This is a genomic window from Acinetobacter sp. YH12040, assembly GCF_013420005.1.
GTDB classification, from domain to species: Bacteria; Pseudomonadota; Gammaproteobacteria; order Pseudomonadales; family Moraxellaceae; genus Acinetobacter; species Acinetobacter amyesii.
In genome coordinates this window covers 67,029-82,041 of sequence record NZ_VOZB01000010.1, presented here as the reverse complement: position 1 = coordinate 82,041, position 15,013 = coordinate 67,029, and the positions used below count along the sequence as shown (strand labels likewise).

Annotated in this window: 13 protein-coding genes; 8 read left to right on the top strand and 5 right to left on the bottom strand. The window is 42.2% G+C overall.

Annotated elements, in window-relative coordinates:
* The first annotated feature begins 138 nt into the window (after positions 1–138).
* The 6 genes from rpsL to rimI all read left to right on the top strand — a co-directional run bounded on the left by rpsL (position 139) and on the right by rimI (position 6,387).
* Positions 139–513, top strand: coding sequence for a 30S ribosomal protein S12 (rpsL, locus tag FTT99_RS12180; RefSeq protein ID WP_000246374.1), 375 nt, complete (start codon positions 139–141; stop codon positions 511–513).
* A gap of 178 nt (positions 514–691) precedes the next feature.
* Positions 692–1,162: a 30S ribosomal protein S7 gene (rpsG, locus tag FTT99_RS12175; protein ID WP_005011815.1), complete on the top strand. Its 471-nt coding sequence runs from the start codon at positions 692–694 to the stop codon at positions 1,160–1,162.
* Positions 1,163–1,293: 131 nt separating this feature from the next.
* Positions 1,294–3,429 carry an elongation factor G gene (gene fusA / locus FTT99_RS12170; protein ID WP_111885035.1) on the top strand — a complete coding sequence of 712 codons (2,136 nt, stop codon included), beginning with the start codon at positions 1,294–1,296 and terminating at the stop codon, positions 3,427–3,429.
* A gap of 93 nt (positions 3,430–3,522) precedes the next feature.
* On the top strand, positions 3,523–4,713 hold the full coding sequence (tuf, locus tag FTT99_RS12165; RefSeq protein ID WP_180077405.1) for an elongation factor Tu: 1,191 nt from the start codon (positions 3,523–3,525) through the stop codon (positions 4,711–4,713).
* A gap of 216 nt (positions 4,714–4,929) precedes the next feature.
* A complete protein-coding gene (locus tag FTT99_RS12160) occupies positions 4,930–5,811 on the top strand; it encodes a metal-dependent hydrolase (protein ID WP_078193116.1) in 882 nt (293 codons plus the stop codon).
* A gap of 117 nt (positions 5,812–5,928) precedes the next feature.
* The gene (gene rimI / locus FTT99_RS12155; RefSeq protein ID WP_111885277.1) at positions 5,929–6,387 is read left to right on the top strand and encodes a ribosomal protein S18-alanine N-acetyltransferase; all 459 of its coding nucleotides are present in this window, start codon (positions 5,929–5,931) and stop codon (positions 6,385–6,387) included.
* A gap of 85 nt (positions 6,388–6,472) precedes the next feature.
* On the opposite strand, the gene FTT99_RS12150 is transcribed toward rimI, so the two are convergent.
* The 3 genes from FTT99_RS12150 to trxB all read right to left on the bottom strand — a co-directional run bounded on the left by FTT99_RS12150 (position 6,473) and on the right by trxB (position 9,105).
* The gene (locus FTT99_RS12150; RefSeq protein WP_078190044.1) at positions 6,473–7,288 is read right to left on the bottom strand and encodes an arginyltransferase; all 816 of its coding nucleotides are present in this window, start codon (positions 7,286–7,288) and stop codon (positions 6,473–6,475) included.
* Between the two features lie 21 nt (positions 7,289–7,309).
* A complete protein-coding gene (gene aat / locus FTT99_RS12145) occupies positions 7,310–8,041 on the bottom strand; it encodes a leucyl/phenylalanyl-tRNA--protein transferase (RefSeq protein ID WP_180129876.1) in 732 nt (243 codons plus the stop codon).
* 110 nt (positions 8,042–8,151) lie between these two features.
* Positions 8,152–9,105, bottom strand: coding sequence for a thioredoxin-disulfide reductase (gene trxB / locus FTT99_RS12140; RefSeq protein ID WP_180129874.1), 954 nt, complete (start codon positions 9,103–9,105; stop codon positions 8,152–8,154).
* A 253-nt stretch (positions 9,106–9,358) separates the two neighbouring features.
* Here trxB and FTT99_RS12135 point away from each other — a divergent pair, with 253 nt between their 5' ends.
* A complete protein-coding gene (locus FTT99_RS12135) occupies positions 9,359–12,472 on the top strand; it encodes a DNA translocase FtsK (RefSeq protein WP_180129872.1) in 3,114 nt (1,037 codons plus the stop codon).
* 41 nt (positions 12,473–12,513) lie between these two features.
* Here FTT99_RS12135 and FTT99_RS12130 read toward each other — a convergent pair whose 3' ends face one another.
* Positions 12,514–13,410, bottom strand: a complete 897-nt coding sequence (locus FTT99_RS12130) for a LysR family transcriptional regulator (protein WP_180161558.1) — start codon at positions 13,408–13,410, stop codon at positions 12,514–12,516.
* Positions 13,411–13,514: 104 nt separating this feature from the next.
* On the opposite strand from FTT99_RS12130, the gene FTT99_RS12125 reads away from it, so the two are divergent.
* Entirely contained in the window at positions 13,515–14,417 is a 903-nt protein-coding gene (locus FTT99_RS12125) for an AEC family transporter (protein ID WP_180129870.1), read from the top strand.
* Positions 14,418–14,494: 77 nt separating this feature from the next.
* On the opposite strand, the gene FTT99_RS12120 is transcribed toward FTT99_RS12125, so the two are convergent.
* On the bottom strand, positions 14,495–14,782 hold the full coding sequence (locus tag FTT99_RS12120) for a PA4642 family protein (protein WP_067766167.1): 288 nt from the start codon (positions 14,780–14,782) through the stop codon (positions 14,495–14,497).
* Positions 14,783–15,013 lie beyond the last annotated feature (231 nt).

Sequence of the window (15,013 nt, the reverse complement as noted above, 5' to 3'; positions counted from 1 at the left end):
GAAAAATTGCGCAAATCACGATGAATAAATGTTTTCGATGATCGTATATTGTTGACCAATTTTAAGTCTTCGCTTACAATTGCATGCCCTCAAAAAGTAGTATTTTTTGGGGCTTTTTATTAACGGGAGAATTGCCAAATGGCAACAACAAATCAGTTGATCCGTAAGGGTCGTACAACTTTAGTTGAAAAATCTAAAGTTCCTGCGTTGAAGGCTTGTCCACAACGTCGTGGTGTTTGTACACGTGTTTACACAACTACACCTAAAAAACCTAACTCAGCAATGCGTAAAGTTTGCCGTGTTCGCTTAACTTCAGGTTTTGAAGTTTCTAGCTACATCGGTGGTGAAGGCCATAACCTACAAGAGCACAGTGTTGTTCTTATCCGTGGTGGTCGTGTTAAAGATTTACCAGGTGTACGTTACCATACCGTTCGTGGTTCTTTAGACTGTGCTGGTGTTAAAGATCGTAACCAGTCTCGTTCTAAATACGGTGCTAAACGTCCTAAGAAATAATCTGAAAAGATTAACTTCTTAGTTCGTTAGAACTGCAATCCTTTATCGTCTCGCTTGTCTGATTTCTGCATTTTTTGTGAAAATTCCAAGCGACGTATAGTAAGGCCAGCGAAAGCACATGACACTTTGTGCACCTGCTGGAGTAACCTGAAGTGTCATATTTATTAGGTGTATTAAAATGCCAAGACGTCGCGTAGTTGCTGCCCGTGAAATCCTTCCGGATCCTAAGTTCAGCAGCCAAACAATCGCTAAATTCATGAACCACGTAATGCAAGATGGTAAAAAATCTATTGCTGAAAGTATCGTTTACGGTGCTTTAGACCGCGTTCAAGAAAAATCTAAAGTAGACCCAGTTGAATTTTTCGAGACTACTCTTGAAAAAGTTCGTCCTATGGTCGAAGTAAAAGCACGCCGTGTTGGTGGTGCTACATACCAAGTGCCTATGGAAGTACGCCCATCCCGTCGTACTGCCTTGGCTATGCGTTGGTTAGTAGATGCTGCTGCTAAGCGTTCTGAAAAAACTATGGCTTTACGTCTTGCTGGTGAGTTGCTTGATGCAGCTGAAGGTAAAGGCGCAGCGATCAAAAAACGTGAAGATGTGCATCGTATGGCTGAAGCCAACAAAGCCTTCTCTCATTACCGTTTCTAAGCGGATAAGACAGCCCCTATTCAGGAGGGTGACAAATCAGTTGTCACTGTTTTGTCATCGAATCGCTTTAAGTTGCTATGCAGCTTAAAGCGTCCTGTTTTAAACAACAAAATTTAGGAATGCTAGAAATCATGGCTCGTCAAACCCCAATTTCTCGTTATCGTAACATTGGTATCTCTGCGCACATTGATGCTGGTAAAACTACCACTTCAGAACGTATTTTGTTCTACACAGGTGAGAGTCACAAACTTGGTGAAACTCACGAAGGTTCTGCAACTACAGACTGGATGGAACAAGAGCAAGAACGTGGTATTACTATTACCTCAGCGGCAGTAACATGCTTCTGGAAAGGGATGGGTAACCAATTCGAACAGCACCGTATTAACGTAATTGATACCCCAGGACACGTAGACTTCACTATTGAAGTTGAACGTTCTATGCGTGTTCTTGACGGTGCATGCATGGTTTACTGTGCTGTAGGTGGTGTACAACCTCAGTCTGAAACTGTATGGCGTCAAGCAAATAAATATAAAGTTCCACGTATTGCATTCGTGAACAAAATGGACCGTACTGGTGCGAACTTCTTCCGTGCTGTTGAACAAGTTAAAACACGTCTTGGTGGTAATCCAGTGCCAATCGTTGTTCCAATCGGTGCAGAAGAAAACTTCCAGGGTGTTGTTGACCTAATCGAAATGAAAGCGATTATCTGGGACGAAGCGTCTCAAGGTATGAAGTTTGAATATGGCGAAATCCCTGCTGAATTAGTTGATACTGCTAACGAATGGCGTACTAACATGGTTGAAGCTGCTGCGGAAGCATCAGAAGAACTCATGGACAAGTACCTTGAAGAAGGTGAGTTAACTAAAGAAGAAATCGTTTCAGGTTTACGTGCACGTACATTGTTGAATGAAATTCAACCAATGCTTTGTGGTTCAGCGTTCAAAAACAAAGGTGTTCAACGTATGTTGGATGCTGTAATTGAATTCTTACCTGCGCCGACTGATGTCGAGGCGATTAAAGGTATCCTTGACGACAAAGACGAAACTGAAGGTTCTCGTGAAGCGTCTGATGATGCTCCGTTCTCTGCGCTTGCGTTCAAAATCATGAACGACAAATTTGTAGGTAACTTAACATTCGTACGTGTTTACTCTGGTGTGCTTAAAGCAGGTAGCCCTTGCTATAACCCAGTTAAAATGAAGCGCGAACGTGTTGGCCGTATCGTACAGATGCACGCAAATGACCGTCACGATATTGAAGAAATTCGTGCGGGTGATATCGCAGCATGTGTAGGTCTTAAAGATACTACTACTGGTGATACATTATGTGATGAAAATAATGTAATTACACTAGAGCGTATGGAATTCCCAGAGCCAGTAATTGCGCTTGCGGTTGAGCCTAAAACTAAAGCAGACCAAGAAAAAATGTCAGTTGCTTTAGGTCGTTTAGCGAAAGAAGACCCTTCATTCCGCGTACGTACTGACGAAGAATCTGGTCAAACAATTATTGCTGGTATGGGTGAGCTTCACCTTGACATTATTGTTGACCGTATGAAGCGTGAATTCAACGTTGAAGCGAACATTGGTAAACCAATGGTTGCGTATCGTGAAACTATTAAAAAGTCAGTTGAACAAGAAGGTAAGTTCGTACGTCAAACTGGTGGTAAAGGTAAGTTTGGTCACGTATACGTACGTTTAGAACCACTTGCTGAAGATGCTGGTAAAGACTACGAGTTCGCTGAAGAAGTTGTTGGTGGTGTAGTACCTAAAGAATTCTTCGGTGCGGTTGACAAAGGTATCCAAGAACGTATGAAGAATGGTGTCCTAGCTGGTTATCCAGTTGTTGGCATCAAAGCGACATTGTTCGATGGTTCTTACCATGACGTCGACTCTGACGAATTATCGTTCAAAATGGCTGGTTCTTACGCATTCCGTGACGGTTTCATGAAAGCAGATCCTGTTCTTCTTGAGCCTATCATGAAAGTTGAAGTAGAAACTCCAGAAGACTACATGGGCGATATCATGGGTGACTTAAACCGTCGTCGTGGTCTTGTTCAAGGTATGGACGATTTACCTGGTGGTACTAAAGCTATCCGTGCAGAAGTTCCACTTTCTGAGATGTTTGGTTACGCAACTCATATGCGTTCTATGTCTCAAGGTCGTGCGACTTATTCTATGGAATTCGCTAAATACGCTGAAACACCACGTAACGTGGCTGAAGGCATCATCGCTAAGTTCCAATCTGGCGGTAAAAAAGGTGACGACGAGTAATCTTTCGATTACTATAAGCCCAAACTAATTCATAGTTAAAAACCAAATGCTCATGCAGTATCCCTGCATGAGTAGTTTAAAAAGGAAGATCTCATGGCTAAGGCTAAGTTCGAACGTAATAAGCCACACGTTAACGTGGGTACAATTGGTCACGTCGACCACGGTAAAACTACTTTAACAGCTGCAATTGCAACTGTATGTGCAAAAAAATTCGGTGGTGAAGCGAAAGATTACGCTGCAATCGACTCTGCACCAGAAGAAAAAGCACGTGGTATTACAATTAATACTTCACACGTAGAATACGATTCTCCAATCCGTCACTACGCTCACGTAGACTGCCCAGGTCACGCCGATTATGTTAAAAACATGATCACTGGTGCGGCTCAGATGGACGGTGCGATCCTGGTTTGTTCAGCGACTGATGGTCCAATGCCACAAACTCGTGAACACATCCTGCTTTCTCGTCAAGTAGGTGTACCTTACATTGTTGTGTTCTTGAACAAATGTGACATCGTTGATGATGAAGAGCTAATTGAACTAGTAGAAATGGAAGTTCGTGAACTTCTTTCTACTTATGACTTCCCAGGCGACGACACTCCAGTAATCCGTGGTTCTGCTCTTGCAGCGCTTAATGGTGAAGCTGGTCAATACGGCGAAGATGCTGTAGTTGCTCTTGTTGAAGCTCTAGACTCTTACATCCCAGAACCAGAACGTGCTATCGACCAAGCATTCCTTATGCCAATCGAAGACGTATTCTCAATTTCAGGTCGTGGTACAGTAGTAACTGGCCGTGTTGAAACTGGTATCGTGAAAGTAGGCGAAGAAGTTGAAATCGTTGGTATTAAAGATACAGTTAAAACAACTGTAACTGGCGTAGAAATGTTCCGTAAACTTCTTGACGAAGGTCGTGCGGGCGAGAACTGTGGTGTTCTTCTACGTGGTACTAAACGTGAAGACGTTCAACGTGGTCAAGTACTTGCTAAACCAGGTACAATCAAACCGCATACTAAATTCGACGCAGAAGTATACGTACTTTCTAAAGACGAAGGTGGCCGTCATACTCCATTCCTTAACGGTTACCGTCCACAGTTCTACTTCCGTACAACTGACGTAACTGGTGCGATCTCGCTTAAAGAGGGCGTTGAAATGGTTATGCCTGGTGACAACGTAGAAATGTCAGTAGAATTAATCCACCCAATCGCAATGGACGCTGGCTTACGCTTTGCGATCCGTGAAGGTGGTCGTACAGTTGGTGCGGGTGTAGTTTCTAAAGTAACTGCATAATCACTAAATGTGTGTAAAAAAGCGCCTCTTTGAGGCGCTTTTTTTTATGCTTATTCAATGTGATAGGGAAATTGTCTGACAATATTTTTTAAAGCTGTCCTTTAGTGATAATTCACTGTCCTTAACTGAAATAATTACGTGTCAATAAAACCGTAATATGAACTCAAGAAAACCAATAAAAGTTTGAGTATTTCATAACTCAAAAAGGAGTTAGGCATGAACGCTAAAGTAAAGATTACTAATCGAGCAGGTGCAAGTTTCCCTGTACGTCGCATGAATTTTGATTTTGATGCGGTACCAGAGTACTGGATGAATGGCTCAGCAGGTTTGACACATTTTATGACCGCATTGTCTGCTTTATTTCCCGCGGGTGAAATGTTCTTTATTGATAGTGTGCGTGCAGTACGTAAACACCCCGCGATCGCAAATAATGAAGCCCTACAAAAAGAAATTAGTGCTTTCATTGGTCAAGAAGCAATGCATACGCAAGAGCATGAGGGTTTTAATGCTTCTGCACAAAAATACGGTCATGATGTCGAAACACTTGATAAGGCAACGGGTCGTGTTATCCAAGGTGTGCGCAAAGTCTTTGCACGTATTGGTAAACCTGTTGGTATTACTCAAGAAATGGTGGATCTTACTGCAACTACGGCACTTGAGCATTTCACTGCAACGATTGCTTCACAGTTATTGGTAAACCCACATATTCAAGCCTTAATGACTGATGAAACCATGAAAAATATGTGGTTATGGCATGCGATTGAAGAAAATGAGCATAAAGCCGTAGCTTATGATGTATTTGAAGGTGTCTTTGGTCAGGGAATAAAGGCCTACGCACTCCGTACAGGTTCATTGATTGGCGCAATGGTGACATTATTCTTCGTACAAAGTTATTTTGTCGCTCGTTTATTAAAAGAAGATAACAAGCTTAATTTTGAAGCATTAAAAGATATTTATACCTATGGTTATAGCCCTTCAAAAGGCATCATCACTGGTATGGGTAAAGAAATGCTGATGTATTTTAAACCAGGTTTTCACCCGAATGATTTAGATACTTCTGGTTTGTTAAAAACGTGGAAAGCATATTTGGGTCTCTAATCACAGCGCTGTGGTGACTTTTTCAGAAGGGCGATGTAAATCGCTCTTTTTTTTATTCAACTTTATAGACAAACTTTTTATAATGCGCATACCCTAGCTATAGAAAGATAAACGAAGATGATTCGTTTGATGCAAGACGCTGATGTCCAGCAGGTTTACGATATCGAGCGCCGCGTACAAAGCCATCCTTGGACCATAAAACAATTTCAAGAATCGATTGCTGCCTATCAAAGTACGGTGATTGAGCGACAAGGAAAAGTTGTAGGTTTTTGCATTTTACAACCCGTTTTAGATGAAGCAAATTTATTGTTAATGGCGATCGATCCGAGCCAGCAAGGCAAAGGATTAGGTTTTCAATTACTCGATGAATCTATTGCCTTACTCAAAAATAACCCCATTCAAATCTTCTTAGAAGTGCGAGAAGGTAATCAACCAGCGATCCGTTTATATGAAAAAGCGGATTTTCATCAAATCGATTTGCGAAAGAATTATTATCCAAATGCCGATGGAACTCGTGAGCACGCCATTATTATGGTGAAGACTTGTGGTGATGATTTTGCAGCTTTATTTAAATAAAAGCGGTGAAGAGTGATCAAATTTAAAGAAAGCATTCGTGAATAAACGGATGCTTTTTTATTGAATATCTTTTGTTTGATCCCGTTTATTTAATAATAGGATTGTTCCAACCGGAAGGTAGGGTGGTCATCAGGGAATCCCCCAGTTGGCTGATTTCTTCTTGGGTCAGTGGTCGGTTGAGTCGACGCCATTGTCCATCAAGCAGAAGTTCCAGTGGAATGTACTGAGATTTATAATTCATTTTTTGCGAATCGGGCACCCAATAGCCCAAGTAGACATATTGCAGTCCAAGTTTTTGTGCATGCTCGATTTGTTTCAGAATGGCAAAAGTCCCTAGGGAGCGACGGCTTTCATCAGGATCAAAAAAGGTATATACCGCTGAAATACCATCATCAAGTGGATCACAGGTAGATACACTGATCAGTTGCTCATCTAACCACAGCTCTAAAAAGAAACTGTCAGTGCAGCTATTAATTAAAAATTTTTCAAATTGATCTTGGCTAGGTGGGTACATATCACCATCAGCATGCCGCTCATTAATGTAGCGTTCGTACAGCGCATAATGCTTTGCATCGGCATCTTGAGGGCGGCTAATTTTCACCGTTAAATCTTGATTCCGTTTCCACGCTTTTTTTTGCACGCTGTTCATTTGAAATTCATGAACAGGAACGCGAGAGGACAAACATTGGCGACAAAGATGACATTCAGGGCGATAGACAAAATCACCACTACGACGAAAACCCATGCGGGAAAGTTCGGATAACGTGACCACATCAATACGATGGACCGGGTCCAAAAAGACCATCCGAGCAGATTTATTTTCTAAGTAGCTACAATCATGCGGAGGCGTGATGTAGTACTGTAATTCGTTCAACAGGGACTTTGGTTGATAGGAATTCATCGTAATATCCCTCTTTTATTGTCATGCGCTGAGACTCGCCCATTGCGCTATTGTTTTACTTGAAAATACACTGTCCTGATACTTTTTCCAATCGATAGAGGGTTGTTTAACAACATCTTGTAACGAATTAAGGTATTGTTGGCGAGAAAGTGTACTCGCACCTAAGCTTAAGAGGTGATCGTTGACCAATTGGCAATCAATCCATGGCAACTGATTCTCTTGCCCGATGAGCATTAAGGTGTAAAACGCCATTTTAGAGACATCTGTTCGTGTACTAAACATAGACTCGCCAAAGCAGCCATGACCAATATTGACACCATAGAGGCCACCGACAACGATCTCGTTTTCCCAAACTTCAATGCTATAAGCATAGCCTGCGTCAAACAGCGCAGAATATCCCTGAATAATATCTTCTGAAATCCATGTTTCATTGGCATAACTACGCGGCAAAGAACATGAGCGAATTACAGTTTCAAACGCATGATTAATGGTGATCTTATAGTCCATTTTTTTCATGCTGCGTAATAACGATTTGCTCGGATGATAGTCCTTCGGTCGAATAATGCAGCGGGGTTCAGGACACCACCAACAAATCGGATCACCTTCACTGAACCATGGGAAAAGACCGTGACTATAGGCTTCAAACAGTGTGGAAGGGGAGAGGTCAGCACCGATGCAAATTAAGCCTTCACCTTCGGGATCGCATTCAACAGGATCGGGGAAAGTAAATTCAGAAGGAGGGAGTATCGGCATGCCAAGCTTCTTATTGATGTATACGGATTTTTATCATACATAAAAAAGCCGACCATCAGGTCGGCTAATTTTTAAAACTATTTAGCTAAGCAAATGACTTAAGCAAAAGATTATTCACCGAGTGCATCAAGGTATTTTTCAGCATCGAGTGCAGCCATACAGCCTGAACCTGCAGAAGTAATGGCTTGACGGTAAATGCTGTCGGCAATATCGCCCGCAGCAAATACACCCGGAATCGACGTTTGTGTTGCATTACCCGCAGTTCCGCTTTGAACTTGAATGTAGCCATCACGTAGGTTTAATTGACCATCAAAAATACCGCTGTTTGGTTTGTGACCAATTGCCACAAACATACCAGTGACATCAACATTTTGAGTTGAATCATCTTGCGTAGATTTAATACGTACAGAAGTCACACCGGTGTTATCGCCAATGACTTCATCCACTTGGTGATTCCAGATGATGCTGATTTTACCTTCTTTTTCTTTTGCAAAAAGATGATCTTGCAGGATTTTCTCTGAACGTAAAGAGTCACGACGGTGTACTAGAGTGACATGAGAAGCAATATTTGAAAGATACAGCGCTTCTTCCACCGCGGTGTTACCACCACCAACAACCATTACTTTTTGGTTTTTGTAGAAGAAGCCGTCACATGTTGCACATGCGCTCACGCCTTGACCCATAAATGCAGCTTCAGATTCGAGACCTAAATATTGTGCAGTTGCACCTGTACAAATAATCAGTGCATCACAAGTGAACTCTTCCATATCGCCTTTAAGTACGAATGGACGAACATTGAGGTCAACTTCGTTGATATGGTCATACACGATTTCTGTGCCAAAACGTTCAGCATGCGCTTGCATTTGTTCCATTAGGGCAGGGCCTGTTAAACCTTCTGCACCACCTGGCCAGTTGTCTACTTCTGTTGTCGTAGTCAATTGACCGCCTAATTGAATACCTGCGATGAGTGTCGGTTTCAGGTTCGCACGGGCAGCGTATACCGCAGCGCTATAACCTGCAGGACCAGAACCTAAAATAATTAGACGTGAGTGACGAGCGCTCATCCGTAGAATCCTTTTTTTATATGATAATTTGTGGAATTATACGTCAAAGTTTGAAACGATTGTGTGAGATTAAAGTCGATATTATTGATCATCAAAATCGTTTTGAGCTATATAGAATAAAGTTAACAACTATACTTAAATTATCTTGCATCTTTTTTATTGAACAGGTGCATAATAACAGGTTTAGATTCAGCCCATTTTTGTTGTGGGTAATGACAAAAACATTCATGAAGAATTGGTTACAGGAACGTATATGACAGCGGTGTCGGGTGCATATGCACAGCGCTTAATAATGACATTATTCCTTGTTTCATTTGGGATATATCTGTTCCTTGCAACAGTCACATATACGCCATTTGATCCGGGATGGATGCATTTATCCAGTGATACTCAGCAAGTTTCAAATGCCAGCGGCGTCGCAGGCGCATGGATAGCTGACTTACTCTATGGATTTTTAGGTTGGGCAAGTCTGCTGATACCTGTCTATTTATTTCTCGAAGCAATTCAAGTATGGTGGCCGCGTAGTTTTCTAAACCGTCCATTTCGCTATGCCGCTCAGTTCTTTATTTTACTGGCAACTTCAAGTTTACTTTTCCTGTTTTGGAATGTTCCCGAAGATACTTTAGAAAATGCATCGGGCGGGATTATTGGTTATGAACTGGGTCAAAGTCTTGAACAAATTTTAACGGTCTATGGTGCAGCAGTATTTCTCATTGCATTTTGGATCATGTTGTTCACTTTGGCCTTTGGTATCAAGTGGAATAAGACATGGGCAACCATGAAGTCCACACCGGCTTATCTCCAAGATTTGTTCTATCGCAATGTGCCTGAAGGCGATACTGCTTTTGACCGTACCGTACCAACGACTAAAAAAGGCAGTGTGACTACTAATGTATCAAAAGTGATTGCACCAGTCACACCCGCCCATGAGCATCATGCTGTAGAGGTTGATCCTGTAGTACGTGATCGTGTTGCTGAGCGTTTATTTGATGATATTGCTGATAAAGAATGTGCAGACAAAGAAGGCAATGCACAGCATTTATCTACGGTAAATTCGCCGGAGACTGCTACACCATCCGATGAAGATTTTGAACATACTTTGGCGAAAGTGCGTCAGCTTGAGCAAGATCAACAACGTGTTGTTGCGACGGGAGAGGTTTGGCGTGCGTTGCATTCAAATGATGACCAACGGCACAAACAAGATATTGATGCTTTACTGAAAGCTGCAGAAGAAGAGCAGCCTGCCAATCAAACTGAATATTTCAACAAAGCAGCGGATGTGCATTCGACTTCTTCGACAGAAGCGGTGCAACCTGCTAAAAAATCAGTGGATTGGGATGATGATGAAATCTTCGATGAGCTGTTAGCGGCTGTCCCGAATGGTAAAACAGCGACGGATGTGCATAGCCCATTTAATACATCGCAAAATGAAAGTCTAGCAACGCATTCAAATGATTTTGCAACAGGTACTGCTGCAACTGTTGTAGGATTAGGTGTGGCAGCTGCACAAACGACAACGCTCACCACACCGAAAAATATCAGTGCTGAAGCTGAATTTAATGATCTCGATGATTTGCTGGTTGAAGAAGCAGAGCGAGCGATAGAACAGGCACAGCCAGTTCGTACAACCAGTAGTTATGCGCAATCTACGCCTTTGGTTCGTGCTGAAATTAATACGCAGCCGCAGACTTTTATATCTGACGATGAAAAAGCGTTAATCAGCTCGAATAAAGATGCTTTCCGTGAAGTATGGCAAGAAACAGCAGGTAAGCCTGAAGACATCGATTTAGATCTCGAAGATGATTTTGACTTTGATGCGCCTTTAACCGATGCCTCTGGTCGTCCAATGTCTCGTGCGATGCAAGTGGCAAAAAAACGTTTGGATTTACCGACTTTGCCGGGCTTGGAAATATTAGATCCTGTAGATCCGAATAAGAAAGTTAATTTTACCGCAGAGCAATTGTCTCGCTTGTCTGAACTTTTAGAAATTAAGCTGCAAGAGTTTAATGTCAAAGCTAAAGTTGTAGAAGCACAGCCGGGCCCTGTCGTGACACGTTTTGAACTAGATTTGGCACCCGGTGTAAAAGCATCGAAAGTGACCAATATTTCACGTGACTTGGCACGCTCAATGTCTATGGCTTCTGTGCGTGTGGTGGAAGTCATTCCGGGTAAACCGTATATCGGGATTGAAGTCCCAAATAGTTCACGTGAAATGGTTCGTCTTATTGAACTGTTAGAAACGCCGGCATACCGTGATCCAAATGCCTTACTTAGTATGGCGATGGGTAAAGATATTTCGGGTAATCCTGTCTTGGCAGACTTGGCGAAAGCACCACATATGTTAGTGGCAGGTACTACAGGTTCTGGTAAGTCAGTCGCAGTCAATGCCATGTTGCTATCGATGTTGTTGAAATATACACCTGAGCAACTGCGACTCATCATGATTGACCCGAAACAGTTGGAACTTGCCAACTATAACGATATTCCACATTTATTAACGCCTGTTGTAACTGACATGAAAGATGCGGTGAGTGCATTGAACTGGTGTGTGAATGAAATGGAGCGTCGTTATAAGCTGATGTCTTTGATGAAAGTGCGTAAGCTAACTGACTTTAACCGCAAAATTGAAGAAGCAATGGCCAACGGGGAAGATCTCATCGATCCAACTTGGAAGCCAGATGACTCAGCAACGCAAAGTCGTGCGCCACGTTTACAGCCTATGCCGTTGATCGTAATTGTTGCCGACGAATTTGCCGACATGATCATGCAAGTGGGTAAAAAAGCTGAAGAAATGATTACCCGTCTTGCACAAAAATCACGTGCAGCAGGGATTCATTTGCTGTTGGCGACGCAGCGTCCAACCGTAGATGTAGTGACAGGTTTGATCAAAGCCAATATTCCAACGCGTGCTGCGCTACGTGTGAACAGTAAACTGGATTCACGTACTATCTTAGACGCTGGTGGTGCGGAAGACTTACTGGGTCATGGTGATATGTTGTTCCTCGGACCGGGTAAAATTGAGCCTGAGCGGGTGCATGGCGCGTTTATTTCAGACGATGAAGTGAACCGTATTTGTGATGCATGGCGTGAGCGCGGTGAACCGAATTATGTCGATGAAATCCTCACGCCTTATGATGAAGAGCCGACATCTCGCGGTTTTGAAGATGGTGATGGCGGATCAGACCGTGATGCGTTGTATGATCAATGTGTTAGTTTCGTTTTAGAAACACGTAAAGCATCGACCTCATCTTTACAGCGTAAATTCAGTCTCGGCTATAACCGTGCTGCACGGATTATTGATCAAATGGAAGAAAATGGTATCGTAAGTAGTATGGGGCCAAATGGTAAACGAGATATCTTGGTCTAAGTCCTAAAACAAAAAACCTGCTTCGGCAGGTTTTTTTATTTTTAGATTGAGAACCTATCTTGGTAGAACATGGACTGGGCCAGTTCGATAAAGGCTTTGCAGGCAGGGCTCATGAGTTTTTGATTTTTTACGGCGAGTCCAATCTGCCGTTGGGTATTTGGAAAGAGTGGACGTTTAACCACATGTGGATGCAACGCCAACAGCTCAGTAGGCATCGCCATATCTGCAACAATAGCAATCCCTTCCTGTAAATTCACCATGTTTAAAATGGTTAACAGTTGCGACATTTGATAGGTAATTTTAGGTTGTATGTAGTGTTGTTTAAGCAGTTTTTCGACATGGGACTGGCTGCCTGCACGGGTCATAATAAAGGGGTAATTTTGCAGGTCTTGGATATCTAAATAACTGTGTTTGGAAACTGAATAACTATCTGGAATCAAGGCAATGAAAATGTCTTGAATTAAGGGGAAGGTGAACAGCTGCGGCTTGGGGAGTACGGCAAAACCAACATCAATCTGACGTTCAGAAATCCAACGAGACACTTCTGCATCGGTACCTTCTTCGACATAGATTTCAATGTGTGGATAGCGCTCTCTATATGCCTTTAATAGCTCTGGAAGCAGATGAATCGAACTAGAAGAACCAAAAGAGCCAATTCTCAGCGTTCCTTGTTGAATACCATGTGCGGCATGCACTTCTTGTTGCATGATTTGTGCCGTATTGATGACTTCTTTAGCATGCAGCAATAACTGCTGACCAATGTGGGTCAGGCTAATTTCGCCTTGTTCACGGCTAAATAAGCTGACATTCCAATGTTGCTCTAAACACTTTAAGGCATGAGAGACAGCTGACTGAGTAATTCCCAGCTGTCGAGCAGCGAGAGTAAAGCTTTGTTGTTCTGCGACTTTAATAAAGATTTCAAGCTGAGAAAATGTCATTGCCATGAGTAATTACTCATTTTGTTATGAGTCTAGATGAGGATTATATTGTGCTACATAAATGGTTAAAGATGAAATAGCTACTTTATTTCAAGGCGTACAGCATGAATATCGTCGTCGCATTGTTTCCCCTCGTTGCATTAATCGCGATGGGCTATGTGCTTAAATTCACACAGTTTGTTCAGGATGAATTTTGGGCAAATTCAGAAAAACTTAATTACTACGTTTTATTTCCTGTGCTGCTTTTTTTGAATGTATCAGCCGTGCAATTGGATATGAACACCGTTTCACGAATGTTGACAGTACTGGTTGCGGGCACCTGTTTGATCAGCATTGTGTTGTGGGGGATCAAGCAGTTTATGCATATCCCCGTGCAGCGTTTTGGCGTGTATATCCAAAGTCATATCCGTTTTAATACCTATATTGGTTTGTCGCTCATGGGTGCTTTATTTGGCTCCACAGGCATGCAGATGTTTGCTATGTTAATTGCCGTTGCCGTCCCCTTAGTGAATATTATTTCAGTCTTGGCGTTTTCAAATTTAAGTGTGAAGCAATTAGGGCAGACCTGTCAGTCCATCGCAAAAAATCCCTTAATTTTAGGCTGTGTTGCAGGGGTATTGTTTAATTTATCAGGCTTGAGTCTGTTTGAAGGCTTACCTGAACTATTAAAAATCTTGGCAGCCATGAGTTTACCGCTCGGACTACTTTCTGTTGGGGCAGCATTACAGTTTCAGCAAATGCGCGCCGATCTACGTCGTTTAAGTTTAAATACGATAGGGCGTCTCATGTTAATGCCATGTATTGCTTATCTATTGAGTACTTGGATGGGTTTGACTGATTTTGAGCGGATGATTTTAGTGGTCTTTTTTGCTTTGCCAACTGCATCTTCGTCTTATATTTTGACACGCTATTATCAAGGCGATTCACAACTGATGGCGGCCATTATTAGTGTACAAACCATTGGTTTTGGCTTGATGTTTCCATTGCTCATATTGACCATGCATTGATTATGATGATATTCAATAATGCTAATTTTAAATCAGATAAAAAAGCCCGCATCATGCGGGCTTTTTTTTACTCGAAATTAAGCAAATTTTGCCAATACTTCGAGGAAACCTGCGCTTTGACGTGGATATTGAGCAATCACGTCATGAATACGCTGACCTTCAGGATTAGTTGCGTTCACATCACGGCCATCGGCAACGAATTGAGTCAAAAGACGCTCATAGTCATTTGGACGCATATGTTTGAAAGCATGGTAAAGCACGTGAAAGTCGCCATTCACTCCTTCAGGAGGAAGCTGAGTAAGGTAGGCAAAAACACGCTCATCTGACCATTCTTCGTTGAACGTTGCTGGCTGAGATAATGCCATCGCAATCTCCTTGCTGGTTTAAAATACAAAAAGGCAAAAATGAGTACGCAAGTAAAATGGTTTTATTCGCCATCTCTAAGTTAAGCGACTCATTTTATGGTTGGATCTAAAGTTATTTTTTTTATCCCGTTTACTCGAAGCAAAGCTTTTGATCTAACACAGGAATAAAACTAATCCAGCCCACTCGAAGCAAAGCTTCTCATCTTGCGGCTGGGTAAAGCAGCGCTTTAC

Coding starts and splice junctions, on each gene's coding strand:
- rpsL (WP_000246374.1), top strand. CDS start 139: ATGGCAACAACAAATCAGTTGATCCGTAAGGGTCGTACAACTTTAGTT.
- rpsG (WP_005011815.1), top strand. CDS start 692: ATGCCAAGACGTCGCGTAGTTGCTGCCCGTGAAATCCTTCCGGATCCT.
- fusA (WP_111885035.1), top strand. CDS start 1,294: ATGGCTCGTCAAACCCCAATTTCTCGTTATCGTAACATTGGTATCTCT.
- tuf (WP_180077405.1), top strand. CDS start 3,523: ATGGCTAAGGCTAAGTTCGAACGTAATAAGCCACACGTTAACGTGGGT.
- FTT99_RS12160 (WP_078193116.1), top strand. CDS start 4,930: ATGAACGCTAAAGTAAAGATTACTAATCGAGCAGGTGCAAGTTTCCCT.
- rimI (WP_111885277.1), top strand. CDS start 5,929: ATGATTCGTTTGATGCAAGACGCTGATGTCCAGCAGGTTTACGATATC.
- FTT99_RS12150 (WP_078190044.1), bottom strand. CDS start 7,288: ATGAATTCCTATCAACCAAAGTCCCTGTTGAACGAATTACAGTACTAC.
- aat (WP_180129876.1), bottom strand. CDS start 8,041: ATGCCGATACTCCCTCCTTCTGAATTTACTTTCCCCGATCCTGTTGAA.
- trxB (WP_180129874.1), bottom strand. CDS start 9,105: ATGAGCGCTCGTCACTCACGTCTAATTATTTTAGGTTCTGGTCCTGCA.
- FTT99_RS12135 (WP_180129872.1), top strand. CDS start 9,359: ATGACAGCGGTGTCGGGTGCATATGCACAGCGCTTAATAATGACATTA.
- FTT99_RS12130 (WP_180161558.1), bottom strand. CDS start 13,410: ATGACATTTTCTCAGCTTGAAATCTTTATTAAAGTCGCAGAACAACAA.
- FTT99_RS12125 (WP_180129870.1), top strand. CDS start 13,515: ATGAATATCGTCGTCGCATTGTTTCCCCTCGTTGCATTAATCGCGATG.
- FTT99_RS12120 (WP_067766167.1), bottom strand. CDS start 14,782: ATGGCATTATCTCAGCCAGCAACGTTCAACGAAGAATGGTCAGATGAG.